Origin of the sequence: Streptomyces sp. 3211.6, assembly GCF_003634815.1 — a bacterium.
GTDB classification, from domain to species: domain Bacteria; phylum Actinomycetota; class Actinomycetes; order Streptomycetales; family Streptomycetaceae; genus Streptomyces; species Streptomyces katrae_A.
This window is the reverse complement of the sequence record NZ_RBXC01000001.1, coordinates 2,386,083-2,407,026: the sequence shown is the minus strand read 5'-3', so window position 1 is coordinate 2,407,026 and position 20,944 is coordinate 2,386,083. Positions and strand designations below refer to the sequence as shown.

Annotated in this window: 22 protein-coding genes and 1 riboswitch; of the genes, 10 read left to right on the top strand and 12 right to left on the bottom strand. The window is 73.4% G+C overall.

The window, feature by feature from the left end:
* Nucleotides 1-58: 58 nt before the first annotated feature.
* Nucleotides 59-313, top strand: coding sequence for a bacterioferritin-associated ferredoxin (locus BX286_RS11180; protein WP_100863794.1), 255 nt, complete (start codon nucleotides 59-61; stop codon nucleotides 311-313).
* Nucleotides 314-378: 65 nt separating this feature from the next.
* On the opposite strand, the gene bfr is transcribed toward BX286_RS11180, so the two are convergent.
* Nucleotides 379-855, bottom strand: a complete 477-nt coding sequence (gene bfr, locus BX286_RS11175) for a bacterioferritin (RefSeq protein WP_037926968.1) — start codon at nucleotides 853-855, stop codon at nucleotides 379-381.
* Between the two features lie 172 nt (nucleotides 856-1,027).
* On the opposite strand from bfr, the gene BX286_RS11170 reads away from it, so the two are divergent.
* Nucleotides 1,028-1,660 (top strand): sulfite oxidase-like oxidoreductase, encoded by a 633-nt coding sequence (locus tag BX286_RS11170; RefSeq protein ID WP_079426182.1) that lies wholly within the window; start codon nucleotides 1,028-1,030, stop codon nucleotides 1,658-1,660.
* A 7-nt stretch (nucleotides 1,661-1,667) separates the two neighbouring features.
* Here BX286_RS11170 and BX286_RS11165 read toward each other — a convergent pair whose 3' ends face one another.
* The 6 genes from BX286_RS11165 to thiO all read right to left on the bottom strand — a co-directional run bounded on the left by BX286_RS11165 (nucleotide 1,668) and on the right by thiO (nucleotide 7,881).
* Nucleotides 1,668-2,258, bottom strand: a complete 591-nt coding sequence (locus BX286_RS11165; RefSeq protein WP_121014922.1) for a DUF4396 domain-containing protein — start codon at nucleotides 2,256-2,258, stop codon at nucleotides 1,668-1,670.
* Between the two features lie 100 nt (nucleotides 2,259-2,358).
* Nucleotides 2,359-3,219 (bottom strand): deoxyribonuclease IV, encoded by an 861-nt coding sequence (locus BX286_RS11160; protein ID WP_100863796.1) that lies wholly within the window; start codon nucleotides 3,217-3,219, stop codon nucleotides 2,359-2,361.
* Nucleotides 3,220-3,225: 6 nt separating this feature from the next.
* Nucleotides 3,226-5,139 (bottom strand): Stk1 family PASTA domain-containing Ser/Thr kinase, encoded by a 1,914-nt coding sequence (gene pknB, locus BX286_RS11155; RefSeq protein WP_121014921.1) that lies wholly within the window; start codon nucleotides 5,137-5,139, stop codon nucleotides 3,226-3,228.
* A 548-nt stretch (nucleotides 5,140-5,687) separates the two neighbouring features.
* On the bottom strand, nucleotides 5,688-6,482 hold the full coding sequence (locus BX286_RS11150; protein ID WP_121014920.1) for a thiazole synthase: 795 nt from the start codon (nucleotides 6,480-6,482) through the stop codon (nucleotides 5,688-5,690).
* Between the two features lie 5 nt (nucleotides 6,483-6,487).
* Nucleotides 6,488-6,688 carry a sulfur carrier protein ThiS gene (gene thiS, locus BX286_RS11145; RefSeq protein WP_079426167.1) on the bottom strand — a complete coding sequence of 67 codons (201 nt, stop codon included), beginning with the start codon at nucleotides 6,686-6,688 and terminating at the stop codon, nucleotides 6,488-6,490.
* A complete protein-coding gene (thiO, locus tag BX286_RS11140) occupies nucleotides 6,685-7,881 on the bottom strand; it encodes a glycine oxidase ThiO (RefSeq protein ID WP_079426164.1) in 1,197 nt (398 codons plus the stop codon). The genes thiS and thiO overlap by 4 nt, the downstream gene beginning before the upstream one ends.
* Nucleotides 7,879-7,991, bottom strand: a riboswitch (TPP riboswitch). Its footprint overlaps the gene before it by 3 nt.
* Before the next feature lie 101 nt (nucleotides 7,992-8,092).
* On the opposite strand from thiO, the gene BX286_RS11135 reads away from it, so the two are divergent.
* The 5 genes from BX286_RS11135 (at nucleotide 8,093) to BX286_RS11115 (ending at nucleotide 12,604) form a co-directional block, all read left to right on the top strand.
* Nucleotides 8,093-9,346: an NAD(P)/FAD-dependent oxidoreductase gene (locus BX286_RS11135; RefSeq protein WP_398898382.1), complete on the top strand. Its 1,254-nt coding sequence runs from the start codon at nucleotides 8,093-8,095 to the stop codon at nucleotides 9,344-9,346.
* 177 nt (nucleotides 9,347-9,523) lie between these two features.
* Nucleotides 9,524-9,889 carry an Rv2175c family DNA-binding protein gene (locus BX286_RS11130; RefSeq protein WP_045949327.1) on the top strand — a complete coding sequence of 122 codons (366 nt, stop codon included), beginning with the start codon at nucleotides 9,524-9,526 and terminating at the stop codon, nucleotides 9,887-9,889.
* 76 nt (nucleotides 9,890-9,965) lie between these two features.
* Nucleotides 9,966-10,604, top strand: coding sequence for a thiamine phosphate synthase (gene thiE, locus BX286_RS11125; RefSeq protein ID WP_079426159.1), 639 nt, complete (start codon nucleotides 9,966-9,968; stop codon nucleotides 10,602-10,604).
* Nucleotides 10,605-10,742: 138 nt separating this feature from the next.
* Nucleotides 10,743-11,657, top strand: a complete 915-nt coding sequence (gene metF / locus BX286_RS11120) for a methylenetetrahydrofolate reductase [NAD(P)H] (RefSeq protein ID WP_121014919.1) — start codon at nucleotides 10,743-10,745, stop codon at nucleotides 11,655-11,657.
* A gap of 53 nt (nucleotides 11,658-11,710) precedes the next feature.
* Nucleotides 11,711-12,604, top strand: coding sequence for a hypothetical protein (locus BX286_RS11115; RefSeq protein ID WP_079426154.1), 894 nt, complete (start codon nucleotides 11,711-11,713; stop codon nucleotides 12,602-12,604).
* A 105-nt stretch (nucleotides 12,605-12,709) separates the two neighbouring features.
* Here the strand turns inward: BX286_RS11115 and BX286_RS11110 are convergent, their stop codons facing one another.
* The 5 genes from BX286_RS11110 to BX286_RS11090 all read right to left on the bottom strand — a co-directional run bounded on the left by BX286_RS11110 (nucleotide 12,710) and on the right by BX286_RS11090 (nucleotide 16,930).
* The gene (locus BX286_RS11110) at nucleotides 12,710-14,143 is read right to left on the bottom strand and encodes an NAD(P)/FAD-dependent oxidoreductase (protein WP_100863801.1); all 1,434 of its coding nucleotides are present in this window, start codon (nucleotides 14,141-14,143) and stop codon (nucleotides 12,710-12,712) included.
* Between the two features lie 51 nt (nucleotides 14,144-14,194).
* On the bottom strand, nucleotides 14,195-14,809 hold the full coding sequence (locus BX286_RS11105; protein ID WP_079426149.1) for a DUF4126 domain-containing protein: 615 nt from the start codon (nucleotides 14,807-14,809) through the stop codon (nucleotides 14,195-14,197).
* A 90-nt stretch (nucleotides 14,810-14,899) separates the two neighbouring features.
* Complete coding sequence (locus tag BX286_RS11100) at nucleotides 14,900-15,301, bottom strand: DUF3040 domain-containing protein (protein WP_079426147.1); 402 nt, start codon at nucleotides 15,299-15,301, stop codon at nucleotides 14,900-14,902.
* Nucleotides 15,302-15,612: 311 nt separating this feature from the next.
* A complete protein-coding gene (locus BX286_RS11095; RefSeq protein ID WP_079426145.1) occupies nucleotides 15,613-16,371 on the bottom strand; it encodes a bifunctional 2-polyprenyl-6-hydroxyphenol methylase/3-demethylubiquinol 3-O-methyltransferase UbiG in 759 nt (252 codons plus the stop codon).
* A gap of 76 nt (nucleotides 16,372-16,447) precedes the next feature.
* Nucleotides 16,448-16,930 (bottom strand): SAV_6107 family HEPN domain-containing protein, encoded by a 483-nt coding sequence (locus tag BX286_RS11090; protein ID WP_079426143.1) that lies wholly within the window; start codon nucleotides 16,928-16,930, stop codon nucleotides 16,448-16,450.
* 214 nt (nucleotides 16,931-17,144) lie between these two features.
* Here BX286_RS11090 and BX286_RS11085 point away from each other — a divergent pair, with 214 nt between their 5' ends.
* The 3 genes from BX286_RS11085 to BX286_RS11075 are packed head-to-tail and all read left to right on the top strand — an operon-like array spanning nucleotide 17,145 to nucleotide 20,879.
* Complete coding sequence (locus tag BX286_RS11085) at nucleotides 17,145-18,164, top strand: ATP-binding cassette domain-containing protein (protein ID WP_079426141.1); 1,020 nt, start codon at nucleotides 17,145-17,147, stop codon at nucleotides 18,162-18,164.
* Nucleotides 18,136-20,223, top strand: a complete 2,088-nt coding sequence (locus tag BX286_RS11080; protein WP_100863805.1) for a YhgE/Pip domain-containing protein — start codon at nucleotides 18,136-18,138, stop codon at nucleotides 20,221-20,223. Before BX286_RS11085 ends, BX286_RS11080 begins: the two co-directional genes overlap by 29 nt.
* A 29-nt stretch (nucleotides 20,224-20,252) precedes the next feature.
* Nucleotides 20,253-20,879, top strand: a complete 627-nt coding sequence (locus BX286_RS11075) for a TetR/AcrR family transcriptional regulator (RefSeq protein WP_237292765.1) — start codon at nucleotides 20,253-20,255, stop codon at nucleotides 20,877-20,879.
* Nucleotides 20,880-20,944: the final 65 nt, after the last annotated feature.

Below are 20,944 nucleotides of genomic sequence, written 5' to 3'. Positions count from 1 at the left end.
ACGGTTAGGTAAGCCTCACCGCACCGGGGTGGCTGCAAGAACCATTCCGCTCAGGGAGGTGAACCGCGTGTACGTCTGCTCCTGCTTCGGGGTCACCGACAAGCAGGTCAAGGAACACGCGGCCGCCGGGGCCTGCACCCCCCGCCAGATCGCCTCGGCCACCAAGGCCGGCACCGACTGCGGCTCCTGCGTGCGGACCATCCAGGGCATCCTGGGCCGTGGCGCGTGCCCGCGCCGGGAACTGCTGGAGAAGGGCGACGCGGCCGCCGTCCTCGCCGCCGACCCGGCCCCGCAGCTGGCGGAAGCCGCCTGAGGCCTCCGGCCGTCCGGGTCGCCTGAGCCGTCCGAGTCGCCCAGTCACCCGACCGGTCTGATCCGTCAGCTCGGCTGTTCGATGAGCTGGGCGATGTACAGCGCCTCACCCAGGGACTCGATGAGCTCCAGCTGGGTGTCGAGGTAGTCGATGTGGTGCTCCTCGTCCTCCAGGATCTCCTCGAAGAGGCGGGCGGAGGTGATGTCGCCCTTCCCGCGCATGACCTCGATACCGCGCTTGAGGCGGTCGATCGCCTCCACCTCGACCTGCCGGTCGGCCTGGAACATCTCGGTGATCGTCTGTCCGACGCGCACGTGGAAGAGGCGCTGGTAATTCGGCAGACCGTCGAGCATGAGGATGCGCTCGGTGAGTTTGTCCGCGTGCTTCATCTCGTCGATGGACTCTTCACGCGTGTACTTGGCGAGCTTCGTCCACCCCTTGTTGTCCTGGATGCGGTAGTGCAGCCAGTACTGGTTGATGGCCGTGAGCTCGCCGGTCAGCTGCTCGTTCAGAAACTCGAGGACCTCGGGGTCGCCCTGCATCGCAGAGGCTCCTTCCAGGCAATGTCAGCGAGGTGACTGGGTAGTGCGCGCATCTTTGCACCGCCGTACGGGGCCGTCCAGTAAGTGCCTCCTTAGTATGAGTTGCTGGTAGTTGCCCGTTTCGTTTCGTACCTGGTCGTGACCACCCCGCCACGTCTGTCACCATGGAGGCATGGGTCAGCCGGACAGCCGGGAATTTCCGGGAGCAGAGCAGGTCGAGCTCCCTCCGGGGCAGCGGTTGCAGAGGGGCTGGCCGGTCACCCACTACGGTCCCGTCCCCAAGTTCAAGCCGGACCGCTGGGAGTTCCGCGTCTTCGGGGCGACGGCCGACGGTGAGAAGCACTGCTGGAACCACGAGCAGTTCGCGGCGCTGCCGTTCGACTCTGTGGTGGCCGACCTGCACTGCGTCACCAAGTTCAGCATGCAGGGCGCCGAATGGGGCGGGGTGCTGGCCCGCGAGATCCTCTCCCTGGCCCCGCCCGCCCCGCAGGTCACGCACGTGATGGTGTGGGCCGAGTACGGCTTCAGCTCGAACCTGAGACTGGCGGACTTCGCCTCCGACCGGACCGTCTTCGCCACCCACATGGGCGGCGAACCGCTGACGGCCGAACACGGCTTCCCGCTGCGCCTGGTGGTCCCGCACCTGTACGCCTGGAAGGGGCCCAAGTGGGTCCGGGGCATCGAGTACATGACCGCCGACCGCCGCGGCTTCTGGGAGGAGCGCGGCTACCACAACATCGGCGACCCCTGGCGCGAGCAGCGCTACTCGTACCAGGAGGGGCCGGGGGACGGTCCGGAGCTGTGACCCTCCCTTAGTGGTACTGGTGGACGACGGCGTGGCCCTTGCCGCGGCCGATCATCCACTTGTTGACCGGGGTCGTCACGACGAAGGCGAGCGCGAGCGAGACCGCGAGGGCGAACCAGAACAGCCCTTCCGAGAGGTGGGCGTCCATGGCCCCCGGCCAGACGGCGATGACGCCGTTGTCGATCAGCTCCATGACGGCGATCGACAGGGTGTCCGCGGCCAGCGCCACCCGGACGGCCGAACGGAGGTCCACGCCGGCGGCCAGGATGCCGCGCAGGGTGAGGGCGTAGCCGAAGAAGAACGCGAGGACGATGGCCAGGACCATCGTCGGGAGGTTCCCCCAGCTCAGGGCGGTGCCGACGATCATGCCGAGCACCTCGCCGATGGCGCAGCCGGTGAGGCAGTGGAGGGTGGCCTTGGCGGCCATGCCCCAGCCGACGGGTCCGGTGTGGTGGGCGTGGCTGCCGTGGTCGGCGTGGCTCTCGTGTCCGGCGTGGCCGCCGTGGCTCTCGTGACCGTGGTGTCCGTGGTCTCCGTGGTGGTGCTCGTGGTGCTCGTGGTGCTCGTGGTGCTCGTGGTGCTCGTGCGCCTGTTCCATGACTACCCCCTGAAGGCCCGGGGGAACGCCGGGTGGCGGTCCCGCCGACTGGTGGAACCGTATACCCCCCAGGGGTATTCCCTCAAGGATGTTCGCCGTGTCAGTGCAGGTCGCGGAGCTCCTTCAGCAGGGCCACGTCCGCCGCGTGCCCCTCCTTGCCGCCCGGCGTCTCGATGATCAGCGGTACGCCGTCCATCTCCGGGTGCGAGAACAGCTCGGCGAAGGCCTCGCGGCCGATGTGCCCCTGGCCGATGTTGGCGTGCCGGTCCTTGTGGGCGCCGACGCCTTCCTTGGAGTCGTTGGCGTGGATCAGCCTGAGCCGGCCCGCCCCGACCGTGTCCACCAGCAGGTCCAGCGTCTGCTTGGTGCCTCCCGGCTCGGCCAGGTCGTGGCCCGCCGCGAAGATGTGGCAGGTGTCCAGGCAGATGCCCAGCTTCTCGTGGTGGTCCAGCGCCTCGAAGTACGGGCCGAAGTCCCAGGTGCGCGAGCAGAGCGAGGAGCCCTGCCCGGCCGTGGACTCCAGCAGCAGGAACGGGTCGTCCTCGTGCGTCAGCTCGTCCAGCAGCGGCAGCATGTGCTCCCTGACCTGCGCGTACGCCGCCTCGCGCGGGCGGCCGCCGGTCGCCGACCCGGTGTGCACGACCACCCCGAGCGCGCCGATCTCCCGGCCCCGGCGCAGCGAGTGCCGCAGGGACTCCACCGACTTCTCCACGGTCGCCTCGGTGTGCGAGCCGAAGTTGATCAGGTACGGGGCGTGCACGTACGCCGGGACCGACTCCTCGGCGCACTGCGCGCGGAACAGCTCGTCCTGCGCCGGGTTCCCGGTCGGGGTGGCCCAGCCGCGCGGATTGGCGACGAAGACCTGGACGGCCTCGGCGCCCATCTCACGGGCGTAGGTCAGGCCCACCGAGGCGAGCCCGCCGGCGACGGGCACGTGCCCGCCCACGGGATTGCGAAGCACCGCTGCTCAGAGCCCCTTGGTCTTGATGGTGATCGTGCTGCCCTCGGGGGCGCTCTGCCCGGCGGGCAGCGACTGGGTGTCCACCGTGCTGCTGAAGGACAGGAAGGGGCGCTCCACCTTCACCTTGAAGCCCAGGGCCTCCAGGGTCTTGCGGGCCGTGTCCACGTCCTGGCCGGCGACGTTCGGCACCTGGACGGGGCGGGGGCCCTTGGAGAGGGTCAGCGTGACGGTGTCCCCGCCCGCCGCCTGGGTGCCCGCGGCGACCGACTGGTTCGCGACCGTTCCGGCGGGCGCGGGGGAGTTGACCTGGTCGGGGGCGGTCGCCACCTTCAGGCCGAGGGCCTCCAGCGCGGCGCGCGCCTGGTCGGCGGGCTGTCCGGTGACGCTGGGGACCTGCACCGGACGGCCCTTGCTGACCTGGAGGGCGACGGCGGAGTCGGGGGCCCGCTTCTGGCCGCCCGCCGGGTCGGTGGAGATCACCGAGCCCTGGGCCACGTCCTGGCTGAAGGCCTGCGTGACGATGCCCGGGGCCAGCCCGGCCTTCGTCAGCTCCGCCTTGGCGTCCTCCAGCGGGCGGCCCTTGAGGTCGGGCACGCTGACCAGCTCGGGGCCGCGCGAGACGGTCAGGGTCACCGCGCCGTTGCCGCGGATCTTCTTGCCGCCGGCGGGGTCGGAGTCCATGACCGTCCCGCGGTCGAAGGCCTCGCTGAACTTCCGGTCGACCTTCTTGACGCCGAGCCCGGCGGCGGAGAGCTCCGCCCTGGCCTGGTCCTCCGTCTTGCCGAGGAGGTTGGGGACCTTGGTGAACTGCCCGGAGTTGATGTACCAGACGCCGGTGCCGATGCCCAGGGCGAGCAGGACCGCGGCGATGACGAGGAACGTGCCGCGGCGCTGCCGACGGGGCGCTGGGGGCGCCTCGGGCGCCGGGGCGGGGGGCCGCTCCAGGCGCGAGGTGTGGTGCAGGACGGGCTCGGCGGCCTGCCCCGCCAGGGGGCGCGGGATCACGCTGGTGCGGTCCTCGGCGGCGGACCGTTCGGTGGACCGCGCCTGCGGCGGCACGGCGTCCAGCTCGGCCTCGCCTGTCCGCGCCCGCGCCTCGCGGGCCAGGCCCAGCAGGGCGGCGGCGTCCGTGGGGCGCAGCTCCGGAGTGCGGGCGGTGGCCCGGGCGACGAGCTCGTCGAGTGCGGCGGGGAGCCCGGGGACGGCGGCCGACGGGGGCGGGACGTCCTCGTTGAGGTGCTGGAACAGGACCTGCGCCGGGGTGCCGCCGGTGTGCGGCTTGGAGCCGGTGAGCATCTCGTACAGGACGACGCCGCAGGCGTAGACGTCCACGCGGGTGTCGTAGACCCCGTCCTCGATCTGCTCGGGGGCGAGGTAGGAGACGGTGCCGAGGACGGAGCCGGTGGTGTGGGTGGCGGCGTCCACGGAGCGGACCAGGCCGAAGTCCGCGACCTTGACCCGGCCGTCGTCGCCGATCAGGACGTTCTCGGGCTTGATGTCCCGGTGGACGAAGCCGGCGCGGTGGGCGGCGGCGAGGGCGGCGAGGACCGGTTCGAGGATGTCGAGCGCGGCCCGCGGCTGGAGCGCGCCGCGCTCGCGCAGGACGTCGCGCAGGGTGCAGCCGGAGATGTACTCCATCGCCAGGTAGGTGTACGGCCCGTCCGTGCCCTGGTCGAAGACGGCCACGACGTTGGGGTGGGCCAGGCGTGCGACGGACTTCGCCTCGCGGATGAAACGGTCCACGAAGGCCGTGTCGGCGGCCAGGTCCGGGTGCATGATCTTGAGCGCGAGGACGCGGTCGAGGCGGGTGTCGAGCGCCCGGTAGACCGTCGCCATGCCGCCTGCGGCGATGCGCGCGTCGACGCGGTAGCGGCCGTCGAGCACGCGCCCGACGAGGGGGTCATCCAGGGTCGTATCCACCCGGCGATTCTACGAGGACCTCCGCCACCCCCGGCCGGGGCGTCCACGCTTGCAGCGCAGCCGTGACATGCGGGGGCGGGGGCTCGGGGGGCGCGGGGGCGGGCCCGGCGAGGCGGTGCCGGTGGCTCGGGGTGCGGGGGCGGGGCGGCGGTGGGATGCCGGGCGGGGCCGGGGGAGGGCGGTGCCCCGTTCAGCGGTCTCAGAGCCGGTCTGGGGGTTTCCCGTCAGTCCCACTGTCCTTCCGGTCCGGGCCGCCCTGTCAAGGGCGCTCCCTTCGGTCGCGTCGCTGCGCGATCGCCTGCGGCGACCCTTGACAGGGTGGCCCGACGCGGAAGGACGATGAGACTGACGGAAAGCCCCAACCCATCCCTGAGACCGCCGAGTGGGGCCCCGCCCCCCGGATCCTGTCCGGCTGTCCGGTCACCGCCCGGCGGGACGCCGCCCCCCCATCCCACCGCCCGCACTCGGGGGCGGGTGGGCAGGCGCCGTTCCGCGTCCGCCCCTCGAGGGGGAGATGGCGTGCCCCCGTCGCGAGCCCCGCGGCCCCCTCAGAACGCCGGCCGCTCCGGGTCCAGGGTGGCGCGGCCCTCCGTCGGGGACGAGGCTTCCGCGAAGCGGCGTTGCGGGATGCGGCCCGCTCGGTGGGCCAGGCGGCCCGCCGAGACGGCGTCGCGCATGGCCGCCGCCATCAGGGCCGGCTCCTGGGCGCGGGTGACCGCCGAGGCCAGCATGACCGCCGCGCAGCCCAGCTCCATCGCCAGGGCGGCGTCCGACGCCGTCCCCGCCCCCGCGTCCAGGATCACCGGGACCCCGGCCCGCTCCACGATCAGCTCGAAGTTGTGCGGGTTGCGGATGCCCATCCCGGAGCCGATCGGGGAGCCCAGCGGCATGATCGCCGCGCAGCCCACGTCTTCCAGCTTCCGGGCCAGCACCGGGTCGTCGTTGGTGTAGGGGAGGACCGTGAAGCCCTCGTCGACCAGGACCTCCGCCGCGTCCAGCAGTTCCACCGCGTCCGGCAGCAGGGTCCGTTCGTCCGCGACCACCTCCAGCTTGACCCAGTCCGTGCCCAGGGCCTCCCGCGCCAGCCGGGCCGTCAGGACGGCCTCGCCGGCGGTGAAGCAGCCCGCGGTGTTCGGCAGGACCGCGATGTCCAGCTTGGACAGCACCGACAGGACCGAGCCCTGCACCGTCGGGTCCAGGCGGCGCATCGCCACCGTGGTCAGCTCGGTGCCGGAGGCGATCAGGGCGCGTTCCAGGATCTCCAGGCTCGGGGCGCCGCCCGTGCCCATGATCAGGCGGGAGGAGAAGGTCCGGCCGCCCAGGGCGAACAGGTCGTCGGCCATCGCGCTCAGCCTCCCTGGACCGCGGTGAGGACCTCGACCCGGTCGCCGTCGCCGACCGGGGTGAGGGACCACCGGCCGCGTGGGACGACCGTCTCGTTGAGGGCGGCGGCCACGCCGGACGGGGCCGTGGTGAGGGTGGCGACCACCGCGTCGAGGGTGGTGCCGGCCGCGACCTCGCGCGGCTCGCCGTTGACGGAGATGGTCATGCGTACGACTCCTGACGTGCGGGGGAGAAGCGGCGGGGGGAGAACGGACGGGCGATCTCCGGCACGGCGCCGGTGGTCAGCAGCTCCGCCATCACGTCGCCGGTGAGCGGGGTCAGCAGCACCCCGTTGCGGTAGTGGCCGGTGGACAGGTGCAGTCCGGGCAGGTCGGTCGGGCCGAGCAGCGGGGCGTTGTCGGGGGAGCACGGGCGCAGCCCGGCCCGGGTCTCGACCAGCGGCAGCTCGGTGATGCCGGGGACCAGCTCGTGGGCGTCGCGCAGCAGCTCGTAGACCCCGCCCGCGGTGACGGTGGTGTCCCAGCCGAGTTCCTCGCTGGTGGCGCCGATGACGAGCTCGCCGTTCTCGCGCGGGACCAGGTAGACGTGGCTGCCGCGCACCACGGCCCGTACCGTCCGGGACAGGAACGGCGCGTAGGCGGGCGGTACGGCCAGCCTCAGCACCTGTCCCTTGACCGGCCGTACGGGCGGCAGCACCTGTTCCGGTACGCCCTCCAGCCGGCCGCTGAGCGAGCCCGCTGCGAGGACCACCTGGTCGGCGAGGAGCTCCGTGCCGTCGTCGAGGAGCGCCCCGCGGGCCCGGTCGGCGGTGACGAGCAGCCGGCGTGCGCCGGCGCGGTGGATGCGCACCCCGGCCCGCTCGCAGGCGGTGAGCAGGGCGGCGGCGAGGCGGCGCGGGTCCACCTGGTGGTCCCCGTCGACGCGCAGCCCGCCGCGCACCCCGGGGGCGAGCATGGGCTCCAGGCGGCGGCACTCGCGGCCGGTGAGCCACTCGGATTCCAGGCCGCAGCGCCGCTGGAGGGCGTGCAGTTCCCGCAGGTGGAGGCGGTCGTCGGCGTCGAGGGCGACGGCGAGGGTGCCGCAGGCGCGGTAGCCGAGGTCCATGCCGCCGCTGGCTTCGGTGAGCTCGGCGGCGAACTCCGGGTAGCGGGCGGCGGAGGCGAGGTTGAGCCCCAGCAGGGTCTCCTCGCCGTAGTGCAGCTCGGTGACGGCGGCGAGCATGCCGGCCGCGACCCGGGCGGCGCCGCCCCCGGGGTCGGGGTCGGCGAGCGCGGTGCGCAGCCCGTGCCGGGCCGCCCGCCAGGCGGTGACCAGGCCGATGATCCCGCCACCGATGACGAGGACGTCGTGGCGGACGTCGTGGCCCCGGTGGTCGGATCCCTTGTCGGATGCGTGCATGGGCGTCCAGCCCCTCCCTTCGCCGGCATGACCCGGATCAGGTTCGTACGGTCGGAGGCCGGCCAGCCTCCCTCTCAGCCCGGTGCGCCCGGACTCCCGCGATAGGTACGGTGGCCAGACTAACCCCGGGGCCGGTGGCGGGTAAGGCTGCCTCCCCGCGCCGGGCGGCCCCCGCTTTCCTGACAGGTCGTCAGGTGGCTAGGCTGACCGTGTGAGTGAGCAGACGCAGCAGCAGACGCAGCAGCAGACGGAACAGACGGAGCAGCCGGGGCCCGGCGTGGTGATCGTCGGCGCCGGCATGGCCGGCGTGCAGACCGCGGTGGCCCTGCGGGACCAGGGCTGGACCGGCCCCGTGACCCTGCTGGGCGCCGAACCCCACCAGCCCTACGACCGCCCCCCGCTCTCCAAGGCGGTGCTGCTCGGCAAGGCCGAGGACTCCGCCTTCGACGTCGACTTCGAGGGCCTGCGCATCACCCTGCGCCTGGGGACCGAGGTCACCGGCCTGCGCGCCGCCGACCGCGAGCTGGACACCGAGGCCGGACCCGTCCCGTACGAGGTCCTGGTCCTGGCCACCGGCGCCACCCCGCTGACCCTGCCCGGCACCGAGGGCGTCCCCGGCGTCCACCTGCTGCGCACCCTCGACGACGCCGCCCGGCTGCGCCCCGTGCTCGCCGCCGCCCCCGGGGTCGTGGTGGTCGGGGCCGGCTGGATCGGCGCCGAGTTCGCCACCGCCGCCCGCGAGGCCGGCTGCGCCGTCACCGTGGTCGAGGCGGCCGACCGGGTCCTGGCCGGGGCCCTGCCCGCCGAGGTCGCCGCCCCCATGGCCCGCTGGTACGAGGGCGCCGGCGCCACCCTGCTCACCGGCGCGAAGGTGGCCGGGATCGAGGAGGGCCGGGTGCTCCTCGCGGACGGCGGCGAGCTGCCCGCCGGGGCCGTCGTCGTCGGCATCGGCGCCCGCCCCGCCACCGACTGGCTCGCCGGCAGCGGCGTCGAGCGGGGCCCCGACGGCTCCGTCACCGCCGACGCCCACCTGCGCACCTCGCTGCCCGGGGTGTACGCCGTCGGCGACTGCTCCTCCTTCCCGTCGGCCCGCTACGGGACCCGGCTGCTGGTCCACCACTGGGACAACGCCCTCCAGGGCCCCCGCGCCGTCGCGGCGAACATCGTCGCCGGGGAGGCCGTCCAGGCCTACGACCCGGTGCCGTACTTCTGGTCCGAGCAGTTCGGCCGCTTCGTGCAGTACGCGGGCCACCACGGCGGCGCCGACACCCTGCTGTGGCGCGGCGACCCGGACGGCGACACCTGGTCGGTGTGCTGGCTGCGCGGGGACGTGCTCGTCGCCGTCCTGGCCGTGGGCCGGCCCCGGGACCTGGCCCAGGGGCGCAAGCTGATCGAGTCGGGCACCCCCGTCGACCCGGCCAAGGTCGCCGACCCGGGCGTCCCGCTGAAATCGGCCGCCGCCTGACGGACCCCTCCGACAGGGGTCCGTGCCCGGGCCCGCACCCGCACCCGCACCCGGCCCCGGGCCCCGGCCCGGACGCCTGTCCGCCCACCGGCCCGGACGCCAGTCCGCGCACCGGCCCGGACCCGGACGGACGGGGCCGGGTACCGGGCGCCCCGCCGAGGTGGCAGGCTTGTGTCCGTGACCGAGATTGACGCAAAGATCGATGCCCTAGTCCCCTCCTGGCTGTACCTCCCCGACATCGCGGAGATGCTCGACGTCGAGGTGACCCGGGTCCGCCAGATGGTCAAGGAAGGGCAGCTGATCGCCGTACGCCGGGGCGAGAACCGCGCGCTGCAGGTTCCGGCCCAGTTCATCGACGGCGACAAGGTCGTCAAGGGGCTCGTCGGCCTGCTGACCGTGCTGCGCGACGACCGCTTCTCCGACGAGGAGATGCTGGAATGGCTGTTCACCGAGGACCCCTCCCTGCCCGGTACCCCCGTGCAGGCGCTGCGGGAGAACCGCGGCACGGAGGTGAAGCGCCGCGCTCAGGCGCTCGCCCTCTGACCGGCTGATCCACGGATGCGGGCGGGCCGGGTAACCTCGGCCCGCCCGCACTCCATCACCGCCAAGGGGTACTCCCATGCAGCAGCTGTCCGACGCCCGGCTCTACCTGTGCACGGACGCCCGCAAGCGGCAGGGGGACCTCCCCGAGTTCCTCGACGCCGTCCTGGCCGGCGGCGTCGACATCGTCCAGCTCCGCGACAAGGGCATGGAGGCCGGCGAGGAACTCGAACACCTCCAGGTGTTCGCCGAGGCCGCCCGCCGCCACGGCAAGCTGCTCGCCGTGAACGACCGCGCCGACGTCGCGCACGCCATCGGCTCCGACGTCCTGCACCTCGGCCAGGGCGACATCCCCGTCCCCGCCGCCCGCGCCATCCTCGGCCGGGACGTCCTGATCGGCCGCTCCTGCCACGCCGAGTCCGAGGTCGACGCCGCCGTCGCCGAACCGGGCGTGGACTACTTCTGCACGGGCCCCTGCTGGCCCACCCCCACCAAGCCCGGCCGCTACGCCCCGGGCCTCGGCCTCGTCCGCTACGCGGCCTCCCTGGAGCAGGACCGCCCCTGGTTCGCCATCGGCGGCATCGACGCCGCGAACCTGGACGAGGTCCTCGACGCCGGAGCCACCCGCGTCGTGGTCGTCCGTGCGATCACCGAGGCCACCGACCCCGGGGCCGCCGCCGCCGACCTGGCCAAGCGCGTCCGCGCCCGCCTCGCGTGACGGATCCCGGGCGGCCGGTCTCGTAGCCCACTCGTGCGGAGCTCGTGCCGCGCTCGGGCCCGCGCCCGGGTGTCCAAAAATCTGTCCAATGGATGGACAGTGCTTCGGCGTCCGGCGGGGCGCGTCTAACCTGCCCATATGGCCCTTGGTACCGCTTCCACCTGGTCGGACCGTGCACACACGGTCCGCGACCTCCTCGCGTCCGGAGCCTCGTATTCCTTCGAGTTCTGGGCCCCCAAGACCGAGAAGGGCGAGCGCAACCTCTGGAACGCGCTCCGCCGGATCGAGGCGGTCTCCCCGAGCTTCGTCTCCGTCACGTACGGAGCCGGCGGCTCCACCCGGGGCGGCACCGTCCGCGCCACCCAGCAGATCGCCGCCGACACCACCCTGACCCCCGTCGCGCACCTCACCGCCGTGGACCACTCCATCGCCGAGCTGCGCCACGTGATCGGCCAGTTCGCCGACGCCGGCATCCGCAACATGCTCGCGCTCCGCGGCGACCCGCCGGGCGACCCCATGGGCCCGTGGGTCAAGCACCCCGAGGGCGTGGACTACGCGGCCGACCTCGTCCGCCTGCTCAAGGAGTCCGGCGACTTCTGCGTGGGCGTCGCCGCCTTCCCCGAGATGCACCCCCGCTCCGACAACTGGGATACGGACATCCGGTACTTCGTGGACAAGTGCCGCGCAGGTGCGGACTACGCCATCACCCAGATGTTCTTCGACCCCGAGAATTATCTGAGGCTGCGCGACAGCGTCCAGAAGGCGGGCTGCGAGACCCCGATCATCCCCGAGGTCATGCCTGTTGTGGGTATCAAGCAGCTCGACCGACTGCCCCAGCTGAGCAACGCGGTCTTCCCCGACGCCGTGAAAGACCGCATGCACGCCGTCAAGGACGATCCGGCCGCTGTACGCTCCATTGGCATCGAGTTCGCCACGGAGTTCTGCGCGCGGCTGCTGTCCGAAGGTGTTCCGGGACTGCACTTCATCACGCTGAACAATTCCACGGCGACTCTCGAAATCTACGAGAACCTGGGCCTGCACCAGCGGGCCTGATCGGCCGTCTCCCCGTCTCCCGCGCGGTACGGCCGTACCGAGAGGGGCCTTGCATGGGAATGACGGTCCTCTACATCGCGTTCGCTTTCGTCGCGTTGTGGCTGCTTGCCGAGGTCCTGATGCAGTACAAGGCCCGGCTGCGCTGGCGCCTGCTCGCCTTCGCCGGGTTCCTCGGCGTGGTCGCCGGCGTCGTGCTGCCGTCGGTGCTCGTCATCGCCGTCGGTGCGATCGCCTTCGCCGTCGGCCAGACTCTGGTGACGCTCTCCTTCCGCAAGGGCTTCGTCGCCGGCTGGGCCCTGCGCAAGGGCAAGGACGGCCGGCCCGTCCGCCAGGAGGCGCCGAGCAGACGCCGCCGCCACTCGGGGCGCGGTGCACAGCGCCAGGAGCCCGCGCTGGAGGTGACGGGGCTGGAGTACGGCTCCCAGGACCCGGCCGCCGCCGGTGCCGGCGCCGACTTCCCATCCCACGAGGACGCCGGCGACCGGGACGACCGCAACGTCTTCGTCCCGCAGCCGGTGCCCGAGGACACCGGCTCCTACGGGATACAGAGCTTCGCCCCCCAGCAGCCGGACGCCACCACCGCCTTCGCCTCCCCGTTCGCCGCGGACGGCCACGACGGCGGGCAGCACGCCTACCCCGGCCCCGGGCAGGGGCAGGGGGGCTACGACTACACCGGCGGGTACCCGGCGGGTGACCAGCAGGTCTACGCCGCCTACTCCGACCCGTACATCGGCACCGGCGGGGCGGTCTCCCCGGGCCAGCCGTACGACTACCCGCACTACGACCCCGCGCAGCAGCAGTACTCCATGGACACCCCGCCCGGCGGGGTCTGGGTCCCGCAGCAGCGCGCCACCGACGCGGCCCCGCAGCCCTACCCGGAGCAGGACCCGCAGCAGCAGGGGTACCCGTACCAGGGCAACGGCGAGTACGGGCAGTACCGCTACTGAAGCCGGTACCCGCCGCTGGAGCGGCCAGGGGGGAGGGCCCGGCTCGTACGAGCCGGGCCCTCCCCCCTTTTTTTGCGCGCGCCGCGGGCCCACGGCCCGGGCGGCTCACTGCGAGCCGCGGAAGTCCGCCCCCTCGACGATCAGGCCGGCCACCAGGGCCCCCGTCATCCCCGCGTGCGCGAGCCCGCCGCCGGGGTGCGCCCAGCCGCCCGCGAGGTACAGCCCGGGCAGGCCCGTCGCGTTGGCCGGGTACAGCAGCCGCCCGCCGTCGCCCGGCAGCGCCGGGGCGGGCACCGAGCCGCCGAGGGCGCCCGTGGCCGCCTCCACGTGCTCCGGGGTGCGCACCTCCTGCCACAGCAGCCGCTTGCGCAGGTCGGGGACGGCCCGTGCGGCGAGGTCCAGCAGCTTCTCCGGGTCCGGCACCGCGGCCCCTCCGGCGGGGCCGCACACGGCGCTCACGGTCACCGCCTCGTGGTTCTCGTCGGGCCGGGTGGACGGGTCGTCCGGGCGCAGCACCGTGACCAGCTGGACGGCGGCGGAGCCCGGGGAGTGCACCAGCGTGCGGTGGACGGCGTCCGCCGGGCGGCCGCCGCGCAGGGCGAGCAGCAGGGTCAGCCGGCCGGGCACCGAGCCGCCCCGGGCCTGCACGCTGCCGCGCGGCCAGGACACGGAGCCGGACGGGAGCTGCCTCGGGTCGATCCCGCAGACCACGGAGTCGGCGGCTGCCTCGGTGCCGTCGTCCAGCCGGACCCCGGCCGCCCGGCCGTCCCGGCTCAGCACCGCCCGTACGGGGGCTCCGAAGACGAACTCCACCTTCCGCTCCAGGCAGCGCTCGTACACGGCGGTGGCGAGCTCGCGCATGCCGCCGCGTACGTACCAGGTGCCGAAGGTCTGCTCCATGTACGGCAGGGCCGCAGCGGCGGCGGGCGCCGAGTCGGGGTCGAGCCCGTACGCCAGGACCCGCCCGCGCAGCAGCTCCCCGAGCCCGCCGCCCAGCTCGCGCCGGGCCACCTCGGCCAGGGTCGGCTGGCGGCGGCGCAGCAGGCCGCTGCCGCGCAGCGCCGGATAGGGGTCGCGGCCCAGGACCTGCCAGTCGGGGCGCAGCGGCTCCTCCAGCAGGGGGCGGCGGGTGGCGTCCCAGGTGTCGCGGGCGCGGCCCAGCAGGTCGTTCCAGCGTTCGCCCGCGCCCGCGCCGAAGGTCTCGTCCAGGGCGGCGGCGACCCCGCCCCGGGAGGTGCCGGGGAGGGTGACGGCGGCGTGGTCCAGGACGTGCCGGACGGCCGGGTCCGCCTGGACCATCTCGACCAGGTCCTCCAGGGGCCGCTTGCCGGTCTTCACGAACAGGTCGCGGTAGACGGCGGGCAGGTGCAGCAGGCCCGGCCCGGTGTCGAAGGCGAAGCCGTCGCGCTCGTACCGGCCGAGCGCGCCGCCGTAGGTGGAGCCGCGCTCGTAGACCGTCACCTGGTGGCCCGCCACCGCCAGCCGGGCCGCCGTCGCCATCGCGCCCATGCCGGCGCCGATCACCGCAATTCTTGCCATGGCGCTGAGCCTATCGAGCGAGTGCCCCGCCCATCGAGCGAGGTCAGCGGGTCAGAACGGCGGCGCCCCGCGGACCGCGGCCATCCGTTTCTCCTCGCGCCGCTGGGCCCGCCGGCGCCGGTAGCGGCGGATGCGGCTCCAGAGGAAGACCAGCAGGGCCACGCCGGCGGCGAGCAGGACGGCCGCGATGACCGCGGCGGCCATCGGATGGAACATGGCGAACGTGACGAGTCCGCCCACGCCGAGGTCCTCGGCCGTGCTCAGCACGAAGTTGCTGAAGGGCTCGGGGGAGGTGTTGACGGCCATCCGGGTGCCGGCCTTGACGAGATGGCTGGCCAGCGCGGTGGAGCCGCCGAGGGCGCCGGCGGCCAGGTCGGACAGCGAGCCGCTCTGCCCGGCCAGGAGGGCGCCGATCACGGCCCCGGCGGCCGGGCGGATCACGGTGTGGACGGAGTCCCAGACGGAGTCCACGTAAGGGATCTTGTCGGCGACGGCCTCGCAGAGGAACAGCACGCCCGCCACGACGAGCACGTCGGTGCGCTGGAGGGAGGCCGGGACCTCGTCGGTCAGGCCGGTCGCGCCGAAGACGCCGAGCAGGAGGACCACGGCGTAGGCGTTGATCCCGCTGGCCCAGCCGCTGGTGAAGACCAGGGGGAGCACACTCACACCGGCATCATGCCGCAGGGACGCGGAAAACGGTGAGGGACGGCCGCGCTCGCGCGGCCGTCCCTCACCGGACGGAATGGGGTGCGGGGACTAATGCCCCTGTTCGTCGCGGCGGCGCTGCCACCGGTCCTCGATACGGTTCATCATCGACCGACGCTGCCGGTTCTGCCCGCGGGCCGAACCGCCTGCACTTCCGGAGACGGGCTGTTCGCCGGGCTTGGGTGCCTTGCGCCAACCGGTGACGACGAGGACCGTACAGGCCAGCATGACGAGGAATCCCACCACGCTGATCCAGAGCACTTCCTGCCAGATCACACCGGTCATGAGGAGCGCGATACCCACCACAATGCCTGCGGCTGCCTGGTAGACCCGTCGCCGGGTGTACGTGCGCAGTCCACTGCCCTCAAGCGCTGTCGCGAACTTGGGGTCTTCGGCGTACAGCGCTCGCTCCATCTGCTCGAGCATTCGCTGCTCGTGCTCCGAGAGCGGCACGGGAGTCCTCCTCATCCGTCGGTCGCGGGGGGTAGCGACCAGGGGTCCCCTTCAGGATAGGCGGGGAATCGCCCCCGTGATACCCGCCCTCTACGCCACATTCTGCACATCGCTGAGCGAGAAACCACTGTGTGGACAACCACTGCGTGAAACGTACCGTCACCAGCGCGGTCACTGAGGCGCTTATTCCCCAATGAGCGGTCCGCCATGCCGAGCGGTGGTCCGATCATACGGGTCACGGCGCGGGAACGGAGGGGTCTCGCGCAGGTCACCCCGCGCGGGCCCGTGGATCAGGCGGACCGGGCGGCGGATCAGGCCGGCTTCTCGCCCAGGACGTGCAGCTGGGTGGCCACCGCGTGGAAGGCGGGCAGCTCGGCCGCGGCCTCCTCCAGGCGCAGCAGCGCCTCCACCGCCCCCGGCTCGGTGTCCACCAGGACGCCGGGCACCAGGTCGGCGAAGATCCGCACCCCGTGCACGGCGCCGACCTCCAGGCCGGCCGCGCCGACCAGCTCCGCGAGCTGCTCGGCCGTGAAGCGGCGCGGTACCGGGTCGCCGGCGCCCCAGCGCCCGGCCGGGTCGGTGAGCGCGGTGCGGGCCTCGGTGAAGTGCCCGGCCAGCGCCCGCGCCAGGACGGCCCCGCCGAGGCCGGCGCCGAGCAGGCTGAGGACACCGCCGGGACGCAGCGCGGCGACGGCGTTGGCCACGCCCTCGGCCGGGTCGTCCACGTATTCCAGCACGCCGTGGCACAGCACCACGTCGTACGCGTCCCGCTCGACGACGTCCAGCAGGCCCTGGGCGTCGCCCTGTACCCCGCGCACCAGCCCGGCGACGCCCTCCTCGGCGACCCGGCGCTCCAGCCCGAACAGCGCGTTCGGGCTGGGGTCGACCACGGTCACCCGGTGGCCCAGACGGGCGACGGGCACGGCGAACTTGCCGGTGCCGCCGCCGGTGTCGAGGACGTCCAGCACATCCCGCCCGGTCGCCTTCACCCGGCGGTCGAGGGCCTCCTTGAGGACCTCCCACACCACGGCGGTGCGGAGGGAGGCACGGGGGCGGGAAATGTCCGACACGGCTGATGGCTCCTCGGCGGCGTTGGGGCGGGGTGCGGTGCTTGCCCCACCCTATTGCCTCGGCCGACCGGGCAGCTCATCGCGCGTCCGGACGCTCCGGACGGGGCTGGGGGACGGGCTGCGCCACGGGCTGCAGCGCGAGCATCCGCTCCACCAGGCGCAGGAACATCCCGGCCTCCCGCACGAGGTCGTCCGCGTCCCGGCCGCTGGCCGCGTCCGGTATCCCCGCCTCGGCCCGGGCCCGGCGGGCGGCGCCCGAGGCGAACAGGGCGCTCCACTCGGTCAGCTCCGGCGCTATTTCCGGAAGCACCTCCCACGCGCTGCGGATCCGGGGCCGCCGCCTGGAGCCGGCCGGCTCGGGCCGGGCGCGCGCGGCGAGGACCGCCGCGGCGGTGCGCAGGGCGGCGAGGTGGGCGGTGGCGTACCGCTCGTTGGGCCGGGGCAGCAGGGCCGCCTCGGCCAGGCCGCTGCGGGCCTTGGCGAGCAGGTCCAGGGCGGCCGGGGGCGCGGCCGACCTGCGCGGGACGGGGTGGACAGGGGACGGGGACGGTGTGGCCATGACGAACCTCCTGTCGTTGCGTGGTGCTGGCGGGTGCTGCTGGGTGCTGCCGGGTGGTGCGTGGTTTCCGTTGCTGGACCCATCGTGACGCCCGCCACTGACAATCGCCCTGACCTGCGCCTTTCCCCCCAAAGTCCCCCTCCTCTACCGGCCTTGGTCCCGACCCTGCTAGTTTTTGAACTGACTGGTCAGTTCAAAAGGAGGGGGAGGGCGCGTGGACAGCCCGCACGGCGCCGCCGTCAAGGCCGAGGGCTTCGGACTCAAGGGCCCGCGCGGCTGGGTCTTCCAGGACATCGCGATCGACGCCGCACCCGGCTCGCTCCTCGCGGTGGAGGGCCCCTCCGGCAGCGGCCGCACCTGCCTGCTCCTGGCCCTCACGGGCCGGATGAAACCCACCGCGGGCCACGCCGAGATCGGCCGCCACCGCCTTCCGAAGAAGATGGCCGCCGTCCGCCGGATCGCCGCCCTCGGCCCGGTCCCCGGGGTCAACGACCTCGACCAGGCCCTCACCGTCGCCGAGCAGCTGCGCGAGGGCGCCATGCTCCAGCGCCGCTACGACGCCCCGCTGCGCTCCCTGCTGCGCCGCCGCGGCGCCCACGCCGCCCCGGCCCCGGCCCGGATCGAGCAGGCCCTCGCGGCCGCCGGGCTCGACCCGGCCACCCTGCCGAAGGGGCCGCGCACCTCCGTGCGGGACCTGGAGCGGCTGGAGGCCGTCCGGCTGTCCGTGGCCATCGCCCTGCTGAGCGGCCCCCGGCTGCTGGCCCTCGACGACCTCGACCTCAAGCTCTCGGACGCCGAACGAGCCGAGGCCTGGACCCTGCTCCGCTCGGTCGCCGCCCGCGGCACCACCGTCCTCGCGGTGTGCAGCGAGGCCCCCGGCGACGTGACGGTGATCCGCACGGGCCCGCGGACCCAGCCGGAGCCCGCCCCGAAGCCGGCCGCCGCGTCCCCCTCCGAGACCCCGAAGGTCACCTGGGGCACCTCCCGCCCGGAGGAAGCGCACACCCCGGCGGACCCGCAGCCGCACCCCGCCGCACCGTCCCTCACCAAGGCGGCCCCCGGGGCGCAGGCCGCGCCCGGGCCCGTCCAGGACGGCCGCACCGACGGCACCGGCGAAGACGCCGACGAAGGCACCGGCGCAGACACCGACGACGCAGACACCGACGACGCAGACACCGACGACGAAGACACGAAGGGGGCGGACGATGCGCTCGCCGAAACTGGCCGCGCTTGAGCTGAAGCGGTTCGGGCGGGGGAAGCTGCCCCGCGCCGCCCTCGTCGCGCTGCTCCTGCTGCCCCTGCTCTACGGAGCCCTGTACCTGTGGTCGTTCTGGGACCCCTACAAGCGCCTCGACCAGGTACCCGTGGCCCTCGTCAACGCCGACAAGGGCGCCACCGTGGGCGGCGAGCACCTCGACGTCGGCGGTGAGATCACCCGGAACCTGCGCGAGCGCAAGACCTTCGACTGGCACGTGGTCAGCGCCGACGAGGCGGCCAAGGGCCTGGAGGACGGCACGTACTTCCTCTCCCTGACCATGCCCGCCGACTTCAGCGAGAAGGTCGCCTCCAGCGGCGGAGCCGCCCCCACCACCGGCGCCCTCCAGGTCCGCACGAACGACGCCAACAACTACATCGTCGGCTCGATCTCCCGCACCGTCTTCTCCGAGGTCCGCTCGGCCGCCTCCACCAAGGCGTCCCGCAAGTTCCTCGACAAGATCTTCGTCTCCTTCTCCGACCTGCACGACAAGACCGCCGAGGCCGCCGACGGGGCCGACAAGCTCAAGGACGGCGCGGGCAAGGCCCAGCAGGGCGCCAAGGACCTCGCCGACGGCCTCGACACGGCCAAGGAGAAGTCCGGCGAGCTCACCGGGGGCCTGAACAAGCTCAACGAGGGCGCCGCCAAGCTGGAGACCGGCACCCGGGAGGTCGCCGAGGGCACCCAGAAGGTCGCCGACCTGGCGAACGGCGCCGCCGACAAGGCCCGCCCCTTCGTCAAGGACCCCAAGAACCTCGCGGACACCGCCAAGCTGGTCGCCGATACCGCGCACGTCGTCAACAACCACCTGGAGAAGGCCGCCGAACACGCCCCGGCCGCCGCCGCGGCCACCAAGAGCCTCGCGGGCCTCGCCGACTCCAGCTACACCCGGTACTGCGGCAAGCCCAACCCCCAGCTGCCCGCCGGGTTCTGCGAGACGCAGAAGAAGATCAAGGACGACGCGGCCGAGGCCGCCCTGCTGACCGCCGACGCGAACACCGTGCTCGGCAACGGCAAGGGCGACATCGCCAAGCTCCAGGGCCAGCTCACCGACCTGGAGAACAAGGCCCGCGAACTCGCCACCAAGGCCCCCGGCCTCGCCGGTGACCTCAACGCCGCCGTGGCCAAGGCCAACGCCCTCAACGACGGCGCCCACCAGGTCGCCGACGGCATGGTCAAGCTCCACGCCGGCATCGGCACCGCCGCCGGCGGCTCCGGCAAGCTCGGCGAGGGCGTCGGCAAGCTCGGCGACGGAGCCCAGCAGCTCAACGGAGGCATGTTCAAGCTGGTCGACGGCACCGGCCAGCTCGCCGGCGGTCTCCACGACGGCGCCGGCAAGATCCCGGACTACGACCAGCGGCAGCGCGACGCCCGTACGCAGGTCATGGCCGACCCGGTCCAGCTCGCCAGCGACCCCCTGCACAAGGCGCCCAACTACGGCACCGGCTTCGCCCCCTACTTCATCCCGCTCTCCCTCTGGGTCGGCGCGATGGTCGCCTACATGCTGATCGCACCCATGAACAAGCGGGCCCTGGCCGCCGGGGCCTCGGCCTGGCGGATCGCCTTCGCGGGCTGGCTGCCCGTGGTCGGCCTCGGCGCCGCGCAGGTGGGCGCGCTGATGTCCGTACTGCACTGGGGCCTCGGCCTGGAGATGGCCCACCCGGCGCTGACCATCGGCTTCCTGGTCCTGGTCACCGCCTGCTTCGCGGCGATCGTCCAGTGGCTCAACGCCAAGTTCGGCGCCGCCGGACGCATCCTGGTCCTCGCGGTCCTGATGCTCCAGCTGACCTCGGCGGGCGGCACCTACCCCGTCCAGACGAGCCCCGGTTTCTTCAACGCCATCCACCCGTACCTGCCGATGTCGTACATCGTCGCGAGCCTGCGCCGCCTGATCACCGGCGGGGACCTCACCCCGGTGTGGCAGGGCGGCCTGGTCCTGCTCGCCTTCACCGCCGGGGCCCTGGCCCTCACCGCCCTCGCCGCCCGCGGCAAGCAGGTGTGGACGATGGACCGGCTGCACCCGGAACTGAGCCTGTAAGGGGCTGTTGACCTGTGAGAATCAGCGCCATGGAAAGCAGCAGCACCACCGCCGGCGGGGCCCGGCGGCAGGCCACGCGACAGAAGCTGTACGAGGCGGCCGTCACCCTCATCGCGGAACAGGGCTTCTCCGCGACCACCGTCGACGAGATCGCCGAACGGGCGGGCGTGGCCAAGGGCACCGTCTACTACAACTTCGCGAGCAAGACCGAGCTCTTCGAGGAACTCCTGCGGCACGGTGTCGGCCTGCTGACCGCCTCGCTGCGGGCGGCCGCGGACGAGACGGAGGAGCGCGGCGGCAGCCGGATCGAGGCGCTCGACGCGATGATCCGGGCGGGCCTCGTCTTCATCCACCGCTACCCGGCCTTCACCCAGCTGTACGTCGCCGAGCTCTGGCGCACCAACCGCGCCTGGCAGGGCACGCTGATGGTGGTCCGGGGCCAGGCGGTGGCGGTGGTGGAGTCGGTGCTGCGGGAGGGGGTCGAGCGGGGTGAACTCAGCGCCGAGATCGACGTGCCGCTGACGGCGGCGGCGCTGGTCGGGATGGTGCTGGTGGCCGCGCTGGACTGGCAGGCCTTCCAGAGCGAGCGGTCGCTGGACGACGTGCACTCGGCGCTGTCGCTGCTGCTGCGGGGGCGGGTGAGCGGGAGCCGCTGACCCTTCGGGTGACGCCCGGTCGGCGGTGCCGTGGCCGGGCCCCGGCGGCGTAGAACTGAGTATCC